Genomic DNA, 15,607 nt, shown 5'->3' with positions numbered 1-15,607 from the left:
CGGGCATTTTTTAATAGGATGAATCAGTTGTTGAATTCGTTGTACTGTTGTTTGAGCTTGTGCTGCTGTCATTCGAATAGCTGCTTTCGCTCGTCGTCCCGTCAGTTGTTGTGCCAGTGCTGCCAGAACTGCTTGAGCTGTCAGTCCCGTCTGTTGCATTTCCGGTACCGGAAGTGCCAGTGCTTGTATCAGGAGTATAATCTAAATGCTCTTGAAGCGTTTTTCTGACTTTCTCGAGATTTGTAGCATCAGGTTCAAAGTAATATGTGTTGTTAGGCCCTAAATACAAATCAGAACCTGTAATGCTCAATGTGTCGATTTTTTTGCTGGTAAAGCCGCTGTAAATCTGCTGAAGCGCTAAACCTTCAGTAATGCGAATATTGGTTTCAACGTTTTCGCTGGCTTTTTCTGCGATTTTATCAATTTTAGCAATGTTGCTTGCACTTGACATTCGGTCAATCAGCGCGTTTAAGATTTGTTTTTGTCTGTCATTACGGCCAAAGTCTCCGCGTTTATCCTGTTTTCTCATCCGGGCATATGCTAAGGCTTCTTCGCCGTTCAAATGCATCTCGCCTTTTTTGAAGTAAATCCGTTTGCTTTCGTCTACATCACTTTTTTCATCGAAATCGAAAGGCACGTCAACATCAATACCGCCGACTTCATTAATCACATCTTTAAATCCGTCAAAATCAACTGTGACATATTTATCAATCGGGATTTGCAAGAAGTTTTCAACAGTTTCAACTGTCTCATCTTTACCGCCTTTGCTGTAAGCGGCATTGATCTTCGTCTTGCTTCCCGTTGTGTCACCAGCTAATTGCACACGTGTGTCACGCGGAATGCTCAGCATTTTCATGGTTTTATTTTTGGGATCCAGGGTAACAACAATAAGAGAGTCTGATCTCCCTTTTTGTCCTTTAGTCGCGTAATCCTCTATTCCCATAAATAAAATAGAAAACGGTTTTTTCTTCATGTCTACAACTTCGTTGCGAAGATTTGATTTATTCCCGCGGGATAGGGCATCGTACGATTCATCCGCAGCGTTAATGGTTTTATAAAGTTTATACCCGCCAAGCCCTACAACTACCAATAGTGCAAGGGCGAACAATAACATAATTCTTTTTAAAATTTTCCTGCGTTTGCTCTTTTTCTTTTTTCGCACACGCACTCTAACGCGTTCAGCCATTATTCAGTCTCCTTTATGTGATTGACGGCTTTTTCAAGATACGTCAACTCTCCCTCTTTAATATCACTCTTTCCATTTGTCAGTTCTGTCATCCATTCAGAAAAAGCGTTTGTTTCTTTTTCTTCGACGTATGTTTCGAATTCAACATTTTCTGAATAATGGATTTCCTTTAACAGAAATTGTGACTCCCTTAATTCATTTTCAATCTTGCCAAGCCATGTGTAATCTGCAGAAGTATGCATGATTCGCATAAGCTTCCGTTCTACAACACCTATATGATTTAATCCTTCAGACACTGATTTCCCATAAGCGCGAATTAATCCGCCAGCACCAAGCTTAATGCCTCCGAAGTAGCGTGTAACGACGGCGCAAGTATCCTTCAGCCTGCGTTTTTTTAAAACCTCGAGCATCGGCACTCCCGCTGTACCGCTTGGTTCCCCGTCATCATTGGCTTTTTGGATATGATCATTCTCGCCAATAACATAAGCCGAGCAATTATGAGTCGCATTCCAGTGCTGTTTCTTTATTTTCTGTATAAATTCCTGTGCCTCTTGTTCGGTAGAAACACGGCTTAAATGACAGATAAAACGCGATTTTTCTATAACAATCTCGTGTTCTCCTGCTTCTTTCACAGTAAAATAGCTGTGCAGCATGCTAGCTGACCCTCCTGCTAAGCATAAAAGACTGCCTATACAAATTCGTACAGTCTTTAGAATTTTTGTGCGTATTTTGGTATCATAAAGAGTAGATAGTATATAAAAATGTTTTTTTCTAGAATATACGCATTCTTTCATTATAATTCGACATAATTTGCAGATCAATTACATTTATAATAAAAATATATGACAACGCCGTGACGGAGGGAAATTATGAATAAAACAAAGATGGATTCCAAAGTGCTGGATTCTATTTTGATGAAGATGCTGAAAACCGTTGACGGGAGCAAGGACGAAGTTTTTCAAATCGGGGAGCAGTCACGCCAGCAGTATGAACAGCTGGTCGAAGAACTGAAACAAATTAAACAGCAGGTGTATGAAGTGATCGAGCTTGGCGATAAACTTGAAGTGCAAACCCGCCATGCGAGAAACCGTTTATCCGAGGTCAGCCGTAATTTTCATAGATTCAGTGAAGAGGAAATCCGCAATGCTTATGAAAAAGCCCATAAGCTGCAGGTAGAATTGACGATGATCCAGCAGCGTGAGAAGCAATTGCGCGAACGGCGGGACGATTTGGAGCGCAGATTGCTAGGGCTTCAGGAAATCATTGAGCGTTCAGAATCATTAGTAAGCCAAATTACAGTTGTGCTCAACTACTTGAATCAGGATTTGCGCGAAGTTGGACTGCTTCTTGCTGATGCTCAGGCAAAACAGGATTTCGGCTTAAGGATTATTGAGGCGCAGGAAGAAGAGCGAAAAAGAGTCTCAAGAGAAATCCATGACGGACCCGCTCAAATGCTGGCGAATGTTATGATGAGATCGGAATTAATCGAGCGGATTTTCCGTGACCGGGGCGCAGAGGACGGATTCCAAGAAATTAAAAATCTACGCCAAAATGTTCGGAATGCCCTTTACGAAGTGAGAAGGATTATATATGATTTAAGACCGATGGCCCTTGATGACCTAGGCCTGATTCCAACTTTAAGAAAATATCTATATACAACCGAGGAATATAACGGGAAGGTCAAAATACATTTTCAGTGCATTGGAGAAACAGAGGATCAGAGGCTAGCGCCTCAGTTTGAGGTTGCGCTCTTCAGGCTCGCACAGGAAGCTGTGTCTAATGCGCTAAAGCATTCTGAATCTGAAGAAATTACAGTCAAAGTTGAGATCACAAAGGATTTTGTGATTTTAATGATAAAAGATAACGGTAAAGGGTTCGACCTGAAGGAAGCGAAAGAGAAGAAAAACAAATCATTCGGCTTGCTGGGCATGAAAGAAAGAGTAGATTTATTGGAAGGAACGATGACAATAGATTCGAAAATAGGTCTTGGGACATTTATTATGATTAAGGTTCCGTTATCTCTTTGACTATGATTTGTAAAATAGAGCCAAAAGGCATATTGACCGAATGCTAGAGTATATAGAACAATAATACAAGGAGGCGTGGCTTGTGACTAAAGTAAACATTGTTATTATCGACGACCATCAGTTATTTCGTGAAGGTGTTAAACGGATATTGGATTTTGAACCTACCTTTGAAGTGGTAGCCGAAGGTGATGACGGAGACGAAGCGGCTCGTATTGTTGAGCACTATCATCCTGATGTTGTGATCATGGATATCAATATGCCAAACGTAAATGGTGTGGAAGCTACAAAACAGCTTGTAGAGCTGTATCCTGAATCTAAAGTAATTATTCTATCAATTCACGATGACGAAAATTATGTAACACATGCCCTGAAAACAGGTGCAAGAGGTTATCTGCTGAAAGAGATGGATGCTGATACATTAATTGAAGCGGTTAAAGTAGTGGCTGAGGGCGGATCTTACCTTCATCCGAAGGTTACTCACAACCTCGTTAACGAATTCCGCCGCCTTGCAACAAGCGGAGTTTCGGCACACCCTCAACATGAGGTTTACCCTGAAATCCGCAGACCATTACATATTTTAACTAGGCGGGAATGTGAAGTGCTGCAGATGCTTGCAGACGGAAAAAGCAACCGCGGAATTGGTGAATCATTGTTTATCAGTGAGAAAACCGTTAAAAACCATGTCAGCAATATTTTACAAAAAATGAATGTAAACGACCGGACGCAAGCCGTTGTGGTCGCCATTAAAAATGGCTGGGTAGAAATGAGATAGTATAATAGGAGACTTGCCTTTTTCTAGGCAGGTCTTTTTTTAGGCTGCCGTTTCCCTTACAATAGAGTTATAAAGCAATAAGGCAGGTATCGAAGCTATGAATATTGCAGTCGTAACAGACAGCACGGCATATATTCCGAAAGAAATGCGTGAACAACATCAGATACATATGATCCCTCTCCAGGTTGTTTTTGGGGAGGAGACTTACCGTGAAGAAATTGAGTTGGACTGGAAAAGCTTTTACGAAGAAGTGAAAAAACATAATGAGCTCCCGACGACTTCTCAGCCGCCAATCGGCGAGCTGGTTGCGTTGTATGAAGAGCTTGGCAAGTCCTATGATGCGGTTATCAGTATCCATCTTTCCAGCGGGATCAGCGGAACATTCAGCAGTGCCGCAGCGGCTGATTCGATGGTCGACAATATTGATGTGTATCCATTTGACTCAGAGATCAGCTGCTTGGCTCAAGGCTTTTATGCCCTTAAAGCTGCTGAATTAATCAAAAACGGAGCATCATCGCCGGAAGATATTATAAAAGAACTGGAAGAAATGAAAAAAACAGTTCGAGCTTATTTTATGGTAGATGACTTAGCTCATCTTCAGCGCGGCGGGCGATTAAGCAGCGCCCAAGCCTTCATTGGTAGTCTTCTAAAGGTAAAGCCTATCCTTCATTTTGACAATAAGGTAATTGTGCCTTTTGAGAAGATTCGCACACGTAAAAAAGCCATTTCGCGAATTTATGAGCTTTTAGACGAAGATGCGAGTAAAGGGTTGCCTATGCGAGCTGCTGTTATCCACGCTAATCGAGAGGAAGAAGCAGCGAAAATCATTGAAGAACTTTCTGCAAAATATCCTCATGTTGAATTTTATAACAGCTATTTCGGCGCGGTAATCGGCACTCATTTGGGTGAAGGTGCGCTAGGAATTTGCTGGTGTTTTAAATAATGTAAAATCTCCGTTTTTAAAGCGGAGATTTTTTTATATTCTTATTTTAATAGTTGGACAGAAAATATTCATTCAGGCATACTGTCTCGAAAGGAGGCGTGCTATGTGAATGTGCCAGTTGAAAAAAACATTTCCTTTTCAAAAGAATTGCAGCAGACGCTTCGAAGCCGTCATTTGCTCAGGACTGAGCTACCATTTTCCGATGAGATGATTGAATGGCATATCAAGAATGGCTATATCACTGCTGAAAATTCTATATCCATAAATAAACGGGGATATAGATGTAATAGGTGCGGCCAAACTGATCAGCGGTATTATTCTTTTTATCACTCATCTGGAAAGAATAAGCTGTATTGCCGTTCCTGTGTCATGATGGGCAGAGTGAGTGAGGAGGTTCCTTTATATTCATGGGAAGAGGAAAATGAACCAAACTGGCAGTCAATTAAACTGACATGGGACGGCAAGCTTTCAAGCGGACAGCAAAAAGCCGCCAATGTTTTAATTGAAGCAATATCAAAAAAAGAAGAGCTCCTCATCTGGGCGGTTTGCGGCGCTGGCAAAACAGAAATGCTGTTCCCTTGTATAGAATCAGCGTTAAATCAAGGACTGCGTGTATGTATTGCAACACCTCGCACCGATGTTGTATTAGAGCTTGCTCCAAGGCTCAAGGCTGCCTTTCAGGGTGCTGACATTTCAGCGCTTTACGGAGGAAGCGATGACAAAGGGCGGCTATCTCCGCTAATGATTTCCACTACGCATCAGCTTTTGCGATATAAAGATGCAATCGATGTTATGATCATTGATGAAGTTGACGCTTTTCCATATTCTGCTGATCAAACCCTTCAATTCGCTGTTCAAAAAGCAAGAAAGAAAAACAGCACCCTCGTTTATTTAAGTGCAACACCTTCTAAAGAATTAAAAAGAAAAGCACTGAACGGACAGTTACATTCAGTTCGCATCCCCGCAAGACACCACCGGAAACCTTTACCCGAACCGCGCTTTGTATGGTGTGGAAACTGGAAGAAGAAATTAAACCGAAATAAAATTCCGCCAGCGGTGAAAAGATGGATAGAGTTTCATGTAAAAGAAGGGAGGCCTGTTTTTTTATTCGTTCCTTCCGTTTCTATTCTGGAAAAGGCTGCTGCGTGCTTTAAAGGTGTTCATTGCCGAACCGCATCTGTGCACGCGGAAGACAAGCATAGAAAGGAGAAAGTGCAGCAATTCAGAGATGGTCAGCTCGATCTATTAATCACAACAACAATACTGGAAAGAGGCGTCACAGTCCCCAAGGTGCAAACGGGTGTACTAGGAGCGGAATCGTCTATCTTTACGGAAAGCGCACTTGTTCAAATTGCAGGAAGAACCGGTCGGCATAAAGAATATGCGGACGGCGATGTCATTTTCTTTCACTTCGGCAAAACAAAGAGTATGCTCGATGCAAGAAAGCATATAAAAGAAATGAATGAATTGGCAGCAAAAGTTGAATGTACAGACTAGCCATTATTTGAAAACGTGGTACAGTATACTCATATAACCGATGATGAGGAGCTGTAAAAATGCTTGTCAATTCAAAAGAAATCGTAATGAAAGAACTGCTCGACCGATATATGGACCAGCTTCATATGGCCTGTACTTGCCAAGTATGCCAAAACGATGTATTGGCACTTTCTTTAAACAAAGTGAGTCCATCCTACGTTACTGATCTTAAAAAGATCGCATATACGAAAGCTGAGCTGGTAGATAAACAAAAAAACACAGCAATGCTTGTCATTTTGGCTGAATCTGCTGCTGTAGTTTCAGAGAGTCCAAGCGATTTATGTCAAACGAAGTAGGAGGAGGCATTCATAAACTGATCTGTTTATTATGTGATTCGCAATTTTCTCAAGATGTTACATGGAGAGCCCTTTTTTTATTAAAGCCTGATGAAAAGGTTTGTTATTCTTGCAGAAGCAAATTAAAGAAAATCACAGGACATATCTGCCCCCTGTGCGGCAGACCTCAATCTGTTCATGCCGTATGCAGGGATTGCGAGGTGTGGAGAACAAGGATCAGAGACAGTTTGCTATTGCGTCAAAACCGTTCAGTTTACACATATAATGATATGATGAAAGAAACGCTCTCCCGTTTTAAATTTAGAGGAGATGCAGAAATCATAAATGCATTTAAAAGTGATTTTTCTTCAACCTTTTCTAAGGTTTACCCCGATAAGCATTTTGTTCTTGTACCTATTCCGCTGAGCAAGGAACGGGAAGAAGAGCGCGGATTTAACCAGGCACAGCTCTTGGCAGAATGTTTAGACCGGCCTTCCCACCATCCCCTCATTCGCCTGAATAATGAGAAACAGTCAAAGAAAAAGAAAACAGAACGCCTGCTGTCAGAGCGCATTTTTGATACAAAAAATAATTCAGCAGAAGGTATGAATATCATTTTAATAGACGATCTTTATACAACAGGCGCCACCTTGCACTTCGCAGCCCGCTGCTTATTAGAAAAAGGAAAAGCCGCTTCAGTGTCATCTTTTACCTTGATCAGAAGCTAAATGATTCTGTTTTTATGCCGATATAATCACTAGAAATTGACACAGGCATATTATCTAATAAGGAGAAAAAAGATGGGAGAACTGGCTAATTGTCCGAAATGCAATGCTTTATTTTTAAAAACAAAGCTGCAAACCGTATGTCAGGCGTGTATTAAGGAAGAAGAAAAATCATTTGAGACCGTCTATAAATTTTTAAGAAAACAGGAAAACCGGCAATCAACTTTGAGCCGGATAACTGAGGAAACAGGTGTGGAAGAAGAGCTGATATTGAAATTCATCAGGCAGAAGCGAATTCAGATCACTCATCTTCCTAATTTGGCATACCCTTGTGAAAGGTGCGGGACATCGATTAGAGAAGGCAAGTTCTGTAAGGCTTGCCAGTCCGATATTAAGGATCAAATGGATCATTTGATCCACGAGGATGCTTTGAAAATCGAGAAAGAAAATAGTAAAAAAGACACATACTATGCCTATAATACCAAAAACAGCTGATTCCCTAAACTAACTGAAAACGCAGTCGATAAAAGGGTTAAGATTGTTTAAAGACTGCAACGGAAAGCGAGAGGAATCCTATGAAAATCAATCAATTTGGAACACAATCCGTTAATCCATATCAAAAAAATTATGATAAGCAAGCGGTGCAAAAAACTGCTGCACAGCCTCAAGATAAAATTGAAATTTCATCACAGGCTAAAGAAATGCAACATGCATCCGACGCAGTCGCTGGTTCACGACAGGAAAAAATTGCGCAGCTTAAAGCGCAAATTGAAAACGGGTCATACAAAGTAGACGCAAATCATATCGCGAAAAATATGATTAATTTTTATAAAAAGCAATAAAAAAGGAGAAAGCCCATGTCAGCGAAGGCAATTATTGAACAATTGAAGCGACTTTGCGTTCTGCATGAGCACCTGCTCACGCTGTCTGAAGAAAAGACGGAAGCGCTCAAAGCCGGCAAAACAAAAGAGCTTTCTAACATTTTGACAAAAGAGCAAAAATATATTCAAGCGATCACGCAGACAGAAGATGACCGGATCAAAACAACTTCGGCCTTTCTCGGATATAGCGAAAATAATACTATTTCCGAATGTATCGCCAAAACCTCAGGCAGTGAAAAGGAAGAGCTGGAACAACTATACGAATCTCTTTCTCAAGTTCTCGGACGTCTGAAAAAAGTAAATGAGATGAATAGGCAGCTGACAAGAGACGCCCTGCAATTCATCTCTATTTCGTACGATATGCTGGTTCCTAAGGAAAATAACTTCAATTACAGCAAATCAATTAAAGCTGAGCTGCCGAAAAGCAGCAAAATGAAACTGTTTGATTCAAAAGCTTAGCAGAAAGGAATTCAGAAAATGACATCTACCTTTATGGGGCTTGAAACTGCAAGGCGGGCGTTAAGCGCTCAGCAGGCAGCTTTAAGCACTACTGCAAATAACGTGGCAAATGCCAATACTGATGGTTATACAAGACAGCGGGTCTCACTGGAGGCAACTGACTATTTCCCTGCTGTATCTAAAAACGCAGAAAAAACAGCGGGACAAATGGGTACAGGTGTTCAAGGAAAATCAGTTGAGAGAATAAGAGATATCTTTCTTGACTACCAATACCGTCTTCAAAACAACAGTGCCGGATACTATGACACGAAGGCCAAAGCGCTGTCCCAAATGGAAGGCGTTTTAAATGAAACAGATGACAGCGGCTTGAACAGTGTGCTCAATTCGTTTTGGAATTCTCTGCAGGAATTATCGAATAATACAAATGAAGAAAGTGCACGTTCTGTTGTTGCTCGAAAAGGACAAGCTGTAGCTGAAACGTTTAATTATATTTCTGAATCACTTACAAATGTCCAATCGAATTTAAAAGCAGAGCTAAATACAACTGTGTTGGATGTCAATTCTCTGCTTTCTCAATTAAACAGTTTAAATAAGCAAATTGCACAAGTAGAGCCGGTCGGGCTTCTTCCGAATGGTTTATATGACCAGCGAGATTTGCTGATCGATAAATTATCCTCAATGGTTGATATCAAAGTCAGCTACAACAAATCAGGCGGGAATGCACTTGCATCTGCTGAAGGAACTGTATCAATTGAAATCCTTGATAAAAATAAACAGTCGTTAGGAACTGTTTTGGACGGTAAAAATTACGAGGTTTCAGAACTTGCAGCCAACTATGATAATGAAACTGGGTTAGTATCAAGTATTTCAATCGGGGATACAGCTGTGCAGGCGGAGTCCTTTAGCAGTAAGGGATCCCTTTTAGGATTTATAGAGTCTTACGGGTATATAACAGCAGACGGCCAAGAAAAGGGCGTATACCCGGAAATGCTTTCTGATCTTGACAATATGGCGCTTGAATTCGCGAAAGCTTTCAATGAAGTGCACAGAAATGGTGTGACCAAGAGCGGTGAACAAGGCGGAGACTTTTTTGATTTTACCGGCGGTGAAACTGAACCTGCCAAGGGCGCAGCGGGCAAGATCAAAGTAGCTGACAGCATAATAGATTCAAAAGGCGCAAACATTGCTTTCTCACTGACTGGTGCAGCCAACGATAACGCAAATGCTACAAAATTAGCAAATGTTTTAACCGGTAAAATAACCATTAACGGTAAAGAAACTAGTGTTTTAGATTATTATGCGGGTCTGATTGGCGAGCTAGGGATCGAAGCTCAAGAGGCTAATCGACTGGCGTCTAATACAGAAACACAGCTAAATGATGCTGACATAAACCGTCAGCAAATGAGCGCAGTTTCTTTAGACGAAGAAATGACGAATATGATTCAATTCCAACACGCATACAATGCAGCTGCAAGAATGGTGACTTTACAAGACGAATTGCTTGATAAAGTGATCAACGGCATGGGTGTTGGAGGAAGGTAGGTAGAGTCGCATGAGAGTAACACAAGGAATGATACAGCAAAACTCACTGAGATATATCGGTTCGAGCTACTCGAAGCTGGATAAACTCCAGTCGCAGATTTCTTCAGGGAAAAAAATCTCAAAAGCTTCCGACGATCCTGTAGTAGCAATGAAAAGCTTAAAGTATAATACGCAACTGTCTCAAGTGCAGCAGTACAAAAGCAATGCTTCTCAAGCCTTTACCTGGCTCGAAAACACAGAAACAAACATTACAGAAGGAATTGACATCTTGTCAAAGGTCAGAGAATTAGCGGTCGAAGCTCAAAATGATACAAACGGCGAGTCGGAGCGGCAAGCGATTGGCGTAGAGGTAAAGCAGTTAAAGGAACAGCTTTTAAATATTGCGAATACACAAGTGAACGGCAGATATATCTTTAATGGCACAAATTCAGATAAGCCTCCGGTTACAGATAACGGAGACGGAACTTATACAATTTCTGATACAGCTGATGTCGTAGTCAATATATCAAATAATATGTCATTGAAAGTGAATTCAGATCCAAAGTCAGCTTTTGGAGGCACTTCTGAAAGCGGGCAGAATGTATTTGAAATGCTTGATTCTTTTGAGAAAGCACTAAATTCTGGTTCGCTAGATGGCATGGACAGTGTTTTAGATGATATTGATCATTTTTCTGACGGCATGAGTGCTGAACGATCTGATCTTGGAGCGAGGTATAATCGTCTTGAACTGGTTAATACAAGACTGTCAGCTCAAGAAGAAACAGCTACAAAAGTGTTATCAGATAATGAAGATGTAGAACTGGAAGAAGTAATAACTGAATTTATTGCGCAGCAAAGCGTTCACAGGGCTACTCTGGCTGTTAATGCGCAAATTGTTCAGCCTACATTGATTGACTTTTTAAAGTAAGCGGCTCTTAGGAGTTCGCTTTTTTTATAGTTCAGGAGGTAGAGTGATGCAGATTCCCAGATTGATTATGCATAGTGTTCAAGGAAAAATTGGTTTAACAACGACGCCTGCCAGCTTAAAAATGGAGCAGCCTCAAGCTGATCTAGAGATCGAACAGCCGAGTGCGGAAATGGAAATATCGGTGACACCTGGAAAACTCACGATTGACCAGACACAAGCATGGGAAGAACTAGACAGAAAGCATGTTTTCAAGAGAATTGAAGAAGCCGCCCAACAAGGGCATGAGGATGTAATGGAGGGAATAGCACGCACTGCAGAAGAAGGCGACGAGCTTATGAGGATTGAAAATAAGGGGAACCCAATCGCTTCACAAGCAAGGAGGAACTCTGAAATGCACCAAATTCAATTAGGCGAAAATTATGCTCCTTCTCTATCTAGGGTGAAAATACAATATACTCCGTCACAGCTTGATGTTCAGATTACGCCGCGAAAGCCTGTTATTCAGGCTGAGCCGCATAAGCCAATTGTTGAATATACGCCAGGAAATGTTAAGGTTGACATGCTTCAATACCCTGATTTAAATATAGATGTAGAATACCCGAAAGAATCACCCGAAAAGTAAAAAGAAAAGGATCGTGAAAAATGATCATTCATACGAAGTACCATGGCCAAATGAACATAAAAGAAGAACAAATCATTCTTTTTGAAAGCGGGATTCCAGGCTTTTTAGAAGAAAAACAGTTCGTCATACTTCCGCTTTCAGAAGACTCCCCATTCGTGGCACTGCAGTCCGTCACTTCAGAAAATCTTGCGTTTATCGTTGTGAGTCCGTTTATCTTTTTTAAGAATTATGAATTTGACCTTGATGAATCAACTGCTGAACTTTTGGATATCGATAATATTCAAGACGTAGAAGTCATGACGATATTGACTATGGCAGAGCCGTTTGAAAAGTCTACTGCGAATTTATTGGCTCCCATTATTGTGAATCGCAAGAACATGATGGCTAAGCAAGTCGTTTTACACGACTCCTCATATACGACAAAGCATCCGATTGGAGGAGAATCATGCTAGTTTTATCGCGAAAAATAAACGAAGTGATTCAAATAGGTGCTGATATTGAAGTGAAAGTGATTGCGGTTGAGGGGGATCAAGTGAAGCTTGGAATTGACGCCCCAAAGCATATTGATATTCACAGGAAAGAAATCTACTTGACCATTCAGGAAGAAAATAATCGTGCAGCAGCGTTATCCAGCGATGTGATCTCCGCATTATCCTCACAAAAAAAGTGAGGATTTTTTTATTTTTGTATTAACAAAATCAGAGACAATCCGATATTAATGATGTAGCCGGGAGGAGGCGCAAAAGACTCCGCCAGTTACAAAATAAGGGCACAAGGACGTGCCGTAACAACATATTCAGGGAGGAACAAAACAATGAGAATTAACCACAATATCGCAGCACTTAACACACTGAACCGTTTGTCTTCAAACAACGGTGCATCACAAAAAAACATGGAGAAACTTTCTTCAGGTCTTCGCATCAACCGTGCGGGAGATGACGCAGCAGGTCTTGCGATCTCTGAAAAAATGAGAGGACAAATCAGAGGTCTTGAAATGGCTTCTAAAAACTCTCAAGATGGAATCTCTCTTATCCAAACAGCTGAGGGTGCATTGACTGAAACTCATGCGATTCTTCAACGTATGCGTGAACTTACTGTTCAAGCAGGAAACACAGGTACACAACAAGCAGAAGATCTTGGTGCAATTAAAGATGAAATGGATGCGCTTATTGAGGAAGTTGATGGCATTTCCGATCGCACTGAATTTAACGGTAAAAAGTTATTAGACGGATCTTCCGCTACTACTGGATTTACATTCCAAATTGGTGCAAATGCAGGCCAACAGCTTAACGTTAAAATCGCTGACATGGGAGCAGCTGCTCTAGGTACTACTGTTACAGTTGATAAACTTGACGTAACAGATTTTGCTACTACTTCTTTTGACAATCAACTAAAAGGTATTGATGAGGCTATTAACGCAGTATCAACTCAACGTGCTAAACTTGGTGCGGTACAAAACCGTCTAGAGCACACAATCAACAACTTAAGCGCTTCTGGTGAAAACCTGACAGCTGCTGAGTCTCGTATCCGTGACGTTGACATGGCGAAAGAAATGAGCGAGTTCACAAAGAACAACATTCTTTCTCAGGCTTCTCAAGCGATGCTTGCTCAAGCAAACCAACAGCCGCAAAACGTACTTCAATTGTTACGTTAATTTTAAAAAAGACCTTGGCGTTGCCAGGGTCTTTTAATTTATATTTCTATCTCCGAATCATTCCTCATCCTGTCACTAACTCATGATATAATAACCGGATTCTCTACTAACTTTTTATAAATGTATTTCCAAACAAGAAATCTAAAACAGAAGATTTTTTTCCAAAAATATGTGTAATCTTATCTCCTTTTAGTCGATATAAACGATAGATTGGGGCATAGGGGATGATCAATTGAACATTGAAAGGCTCACTACGTTACAACCTGTTTGGGATCGTTATGATACTCAAATACATAATCAGAAAGATAATGATAACGAGGTTCCTGTTCATCAAGTTTCATATACCAATCTTGCTGAAATGGTGGGGGAAATGAACAAGCTTTTGGAACCTTCGCAAGTTCATCTGAAGTTCGAGCTTCATGACAAGTTAAATGAATACTATGTAAAGGTAATAGAGGACTCTACAAATGAAGTGATCCGCGAAATTCCACCAAAACGGTGGCTTGATTTTTATGCGGCTATGACTGAATTTCTTGGGTTATTTGTAGATGAAAAAAAGTAGAATAGGAGTGGTTTGAGATGGTCACAAGAATAACAGGGCTGGCGTCAGGAATGGATATAGATGATATTGTATCAAAGCTGATGCAGACAGAAAGAGCGCCGCTTGATAAGCTGAAGCAAAAAAAGCAGACTCTTGAATGGCAGCGTGACAGCTATCGTGAAGTCAATACAAAAATAAAAGAATTGCAAGATTATATGTCTAAAAATACGTTGACATATCCTAGCACGTATCAGAGCAAAACTGTGACAAGCTCTAATGAGTCTGTGTTAACTGCTACAGGAAGCGCAAGTGCACCAAACTCTTCTTCTACTGTTGAAGTGGCGAGCTTGGCAACCGCAGCAACATATAAGGCAAACAATTATACGGGATACACTCAAGGCGATTACAATTTGGCATTTAACGTTGTTGCGCCTGGCGAAACAACGGCAAAAACAGTGAACATTAGTGTGACGAGCGCCGATACGATTGATAATGTGATTTCTAAACTTAACAGCTCAGATCTAGGAGTGTCAGCTTTTAAAGATAAAATTTGGAATGGTACAGAGTACGTAGAAACAATTGCGTTTTCTTCTAAGGCAACAGGTGCAGGGGGCAGTATACAGGCAGCAGACGCTGCTACAGCTGACTTTATGTCCGGTCAGCTTGGTTTTTCTTTGGATGCTGATAATAAGCTCACTGCTTACAAAGAAGGCACAAATGCCAAAGTCACAATTAACGGCTTTGAAATGGAGAAGCTGACAAACAATTTCACGGTGAATGGTGTTACTTACTCGATTAAAAATACAACTGCAGCCACAGGCCCTGTTACCACATCTGTTTCTACTGATGTTGACGGGATTTATAACCAAATCAAAGAGTTTGTAGATAAATACAATGAAATGGTTGACAGCCTGAATGAAAAGCTGAAAGAAGAAAAATACCGAGACTATACTCCGTTGACAAGTGAACAAAAAGAAGCCATGTCCGATAAAGAGGTAGAGCTCTGGGAGGAGAAGGCGAAAAGCGGATTGCTTAGAAATGATTCCAGCATCAGCACCGGCACGAACCAAATGCGGACTGACTTTTATACTCAAGTGAATGCGGATGGGAAAACCTATCAATTGACAGAATTCGGCATAACAACCTCAAGTGCTTACCAAATGCGGGGTCATTTAGAGATTAATGAAGACAAACTGAAAGCCAAAATACAAGAAGATCCGCAAAGCGTTGCCGCCTTATTTACAAGCGGAACGAACAGCAGCGCCTATAGTGATAAAGGGATTATGAAACGCATCGGTGACACCCTAAAAAGTACGGTGAAGAGCATTGAAGCAAAAGCCGGCAACTCGACAATGGGAACCAATGATTATTCAATCGGTAAAAATTTAAACACGATCAGCACAGATATTACCAAAATGCAGGACCGGTTGACCACAATAGAAAACCGCTATTATACAAAATTCAGTGCAATGGATTCTGCGATTCAAAAAATGAACGAACAAGCGTCCTATTTATCACAGCTTCTTGTACAATAAAT

General features: G+C 40.9%; 19 protein-coding genes. 17 read left to right on the top strand and 2 right to left on the bottom strand.

Annotation, left to right across the window (positions count from 1 at the left end):
• Positions 1-10 precede the first annotated feature (10 nt).
• Together tagV and NYE53_RS17850 are read right to left on the bottom strand one after the other, a co-directional pair.
• Positions 11-1,186: a polyisoprenyl-teichoic acid--peptidoglycan teichoic acid transferase TagV gene (tagV, locus tag NYE53_RS17855; RefSeq protein ID WP_327828494.1), complete on the bottom strand. Its 1,176-nt coding sequence runs from the start codon at positions 1,184-1,186 to the stop codon at positions 11-13.
• The gene (locus NYE53_RS17850) at positions 1,186-1,839 is read right to left on the bottom strand and encodes a YigZ family protein (protein ID WP_003227979.1); all 654 of its coding nucleotides are present in this window, start codon (positions 1,837-1,839) and stop codon (positions 1,186-1,188) included. The genes tagV and NYE53_RS17850 overlap by 1 nt, the downstream gene beginning before the upstream one ends.
• A gap of 216 nt (positions 1,840-2,055) precedes the next feature.
• Here NYE53_RS17850 and degS point away from each other — a divergent pair, with 216 nt between their 5' ends.
• The 17 genes from degS (at position 2,056) to NYE53_RS17765 (ending at position 15,605) form a co-directional block, all read left to right on the top strand.
• Positions 2,056-3,213, top strand: a complete 1,158-nt coding sequence (degS, locus tag NYE53_RS17845) for a two-component sensor histidine kinase DegS (protein WP_003227983.1) — start codon at positions 2,056-2,058, stop codon at positions 3,211-3,213.
• 82 nt (positions 3,214-3,295) lie between these two features.
• On the top strand, positions 3,296-3,985 hold the full coding sequence (gene degU, locus NYE53_RS17840; protein ID WP_003219701.1) for a two-component system response regulator DegU: 690 nt from the start codon (positions 3,296-3,298) through the stop codon (positions 3,983-3,985).
• Between the two features lie 97 nt (positions 3,986-4,082).
• On the top strand, positions 4,083-4,928 hold the full coding sequence (locus tag NYE53_RS17835; protein ID WP_003227986.1) for a DegV family protein: 846 nt from the start codon (positions 4,083-4,085) through the stop codon (positions 4,926-4,928).
• 105 nt (positions 4,929-5,033) lie between these two features.
• Complete coding sequence (gene comFA, locus NYE53_RS17830) at positions 5,034-6,425, top strand: ATP-dependent helicase ComFA (RefSeq protein ID WP_339246005.1); 1,392 nt, start codon at positions 5,034-5,036, stop codon at positions 6,423-6,425.
• 59 nt (positions 6,426-6,484) lie between these two features.
• Positions 6,485-6,760 (top strand): late competence protein ComFB, encoded by a 276-nt coding sequence (gene comFB, locus NYE53_RS17825; RefSeq protein ID WP_339246003.1) that lies wholly within the window; start codon positions 6,485-6,487, stop codon positions 6,758-6,760.
• Positions 6,745-7,467 (top strand): comF operon protein ComFC, encoded by a 723-nt coding sequence (gene comFC / locus NYE53_RS17820; RefSeq protein WP_339246000.1) that lies wholly within the window; start codon positions 6,745-6,747, stop codon positions 7,465-7,467. The genes comFB and comFC overlap by 16 nt, the downstream gene beginning before the upstream one ends.
• A 72-nt stretch (positions 7,468-7,539) precedes the next feature.
• Positions 7,540-7,959 carry a TIGR03826 family flagellar region protein gene (locus NYE53_RS17815; RefSeq protein WP_339245999.1) on the top strand — a complete coding sequence of 140 codons (420 nt, stop codon included), beginning with the start codon at positions 7,540-7,542 and terminating at the stop codon, positions 7,957-7,959.
• 80 nt (positions 7,960-8,039) lie between these two features.
• A complete protein-coding gene (gene flgM / locus NYE53_RS17810; protein ID WP_015384783.1) occupies positions 8,040-8,306 on the top strand; it encodes a flagellar biosynthesis anti-sigma factor FlgM in 267 nt (88 codons plus the stop codon).
• A 15-nt stretch (positions 8,307-8,321) separates the two neighbouring features.
• A complete protein-coding gene (flgN, locus tag NYE53_RS17805; protein WP_251188233.1) occupies positions 8,322-8,804 on the top strand; it encodes a flagellar protein FlgN in 483 nt (160 codons plus the stop codon).
• A gap of 18 nt (positions 8,805-8,822) precedes the next feature.
• Complete coding sequence (gene flgK / locus NYE53_RS17800; protein WP_003228001.1) at positions 8,823-10,346, top strand: flagellar hook-associated protein FlgK; 1,524 nt, start codon at positions 8,823-8,825, stop codon at positions 10,344-10,346.
• 10 nt (positions 10,347-10,356) lie between these two features.
• Positions 10,357-11,253 carry a flagellar hook-associated protein FlgL gene (gene flgL, locus NYE53_RS17795; RefSeq protein WP_015714797.1) on the top strand — a complete coding sequence of 299 codons (897 nt, stop codon included), beginning with the start codon at positions 10,357-10,359 and terminating at the stop codon, positions 11,251-11,253.
• A 46-nt stretch (positions 11,254-11,299) separates the two neighbouring features.
• Entirely contained in the window at positions 11,300-11,875 is a 576-nt protein-coding gene (locus NYE53_RS17790) for a DUF6470 family protein (RefSeq protein WP_015384781.1), read from the top strand.
• A gap of 20 nt (positions 11,876-11,895) precedes the next feature.
• Positions 11,896-12,327: a flagellar assembly protein FliW gene (gene fliW / locus NYE53_RS17785; protein WP_003228007.1), complete on the top strand. Its 432-nt coding sequence runs from the start codon at positions 11,896-11,898 to the stop codon at positions 12,325-12,327.
• Positions 12,321-12,545, top strand: a complete 225-nt coding sequence (csrA, locus tag NYE53_RS17780) for a carbon storage regulator CsrA (RefSeq protein ID WP_339245996.1) — start codon at positions 12,321-12,323, stop codon at positions 12,543-12,545. The genes fliW and csrA overlap by 7 nt, the downstream gene beginning before the upstream one ends.
• Before the next feature lie 144 nt (positions 12,546-12,689).
• Positions 12,690-13,529 (top strand): flagellin Hag, encoded by an 840-nt coding sequence (hag, locus tag NYE53_RS17775; RefSeq protein ID WP_070547858.1) that lies wholly within the window; start codon positions 12,690-12,692, stop codon positions 13,527-13,529.
• A gap of 232 nt (positions 13,530-13,761) precedes the next feature.
• On the top strand, positions 13,762-14,091 hold the full coding sequence (gene flaG, locus NYE53_RS17770; RefSeq protein ID WP_009968250.1) for a flagellar protein FlaG: 330 nt from the start codon (positions 13,762-13,764) through the stop codon (positions 14,089-14,091).
• Between the two features lie 17 nt (positions 14,092-14,108).
• Positions 14,109-15,605 (top strand): flagellar hook-associated protein 2, encoded by a 1,497-nt coding sequence (locus NYE53_RS17765; RefSeq protein ID WP_339245994.1) that lies wholly within the window; start codon positions 14,109-14,111, stop codon positions 15,603-15,605.
• The last annotated feature ends 2 nt before the right edge of the window (positions 15,606-15,607 follow it).

The organism is Bacillus sp. FSL R5-0523, assembly GCF_037975295.1.
Taxonomy (GTDB): Bacteria; Bacillota; Bacilli; order Bacillales; family Bacillaceae; genus Bacillus; species Bacillus subtilis.
The sequence above is the reverse complement of the archived record's forward strand: the minus strand, read 5'-3'. Positions and strand labels throughout refer to the sequence as shown.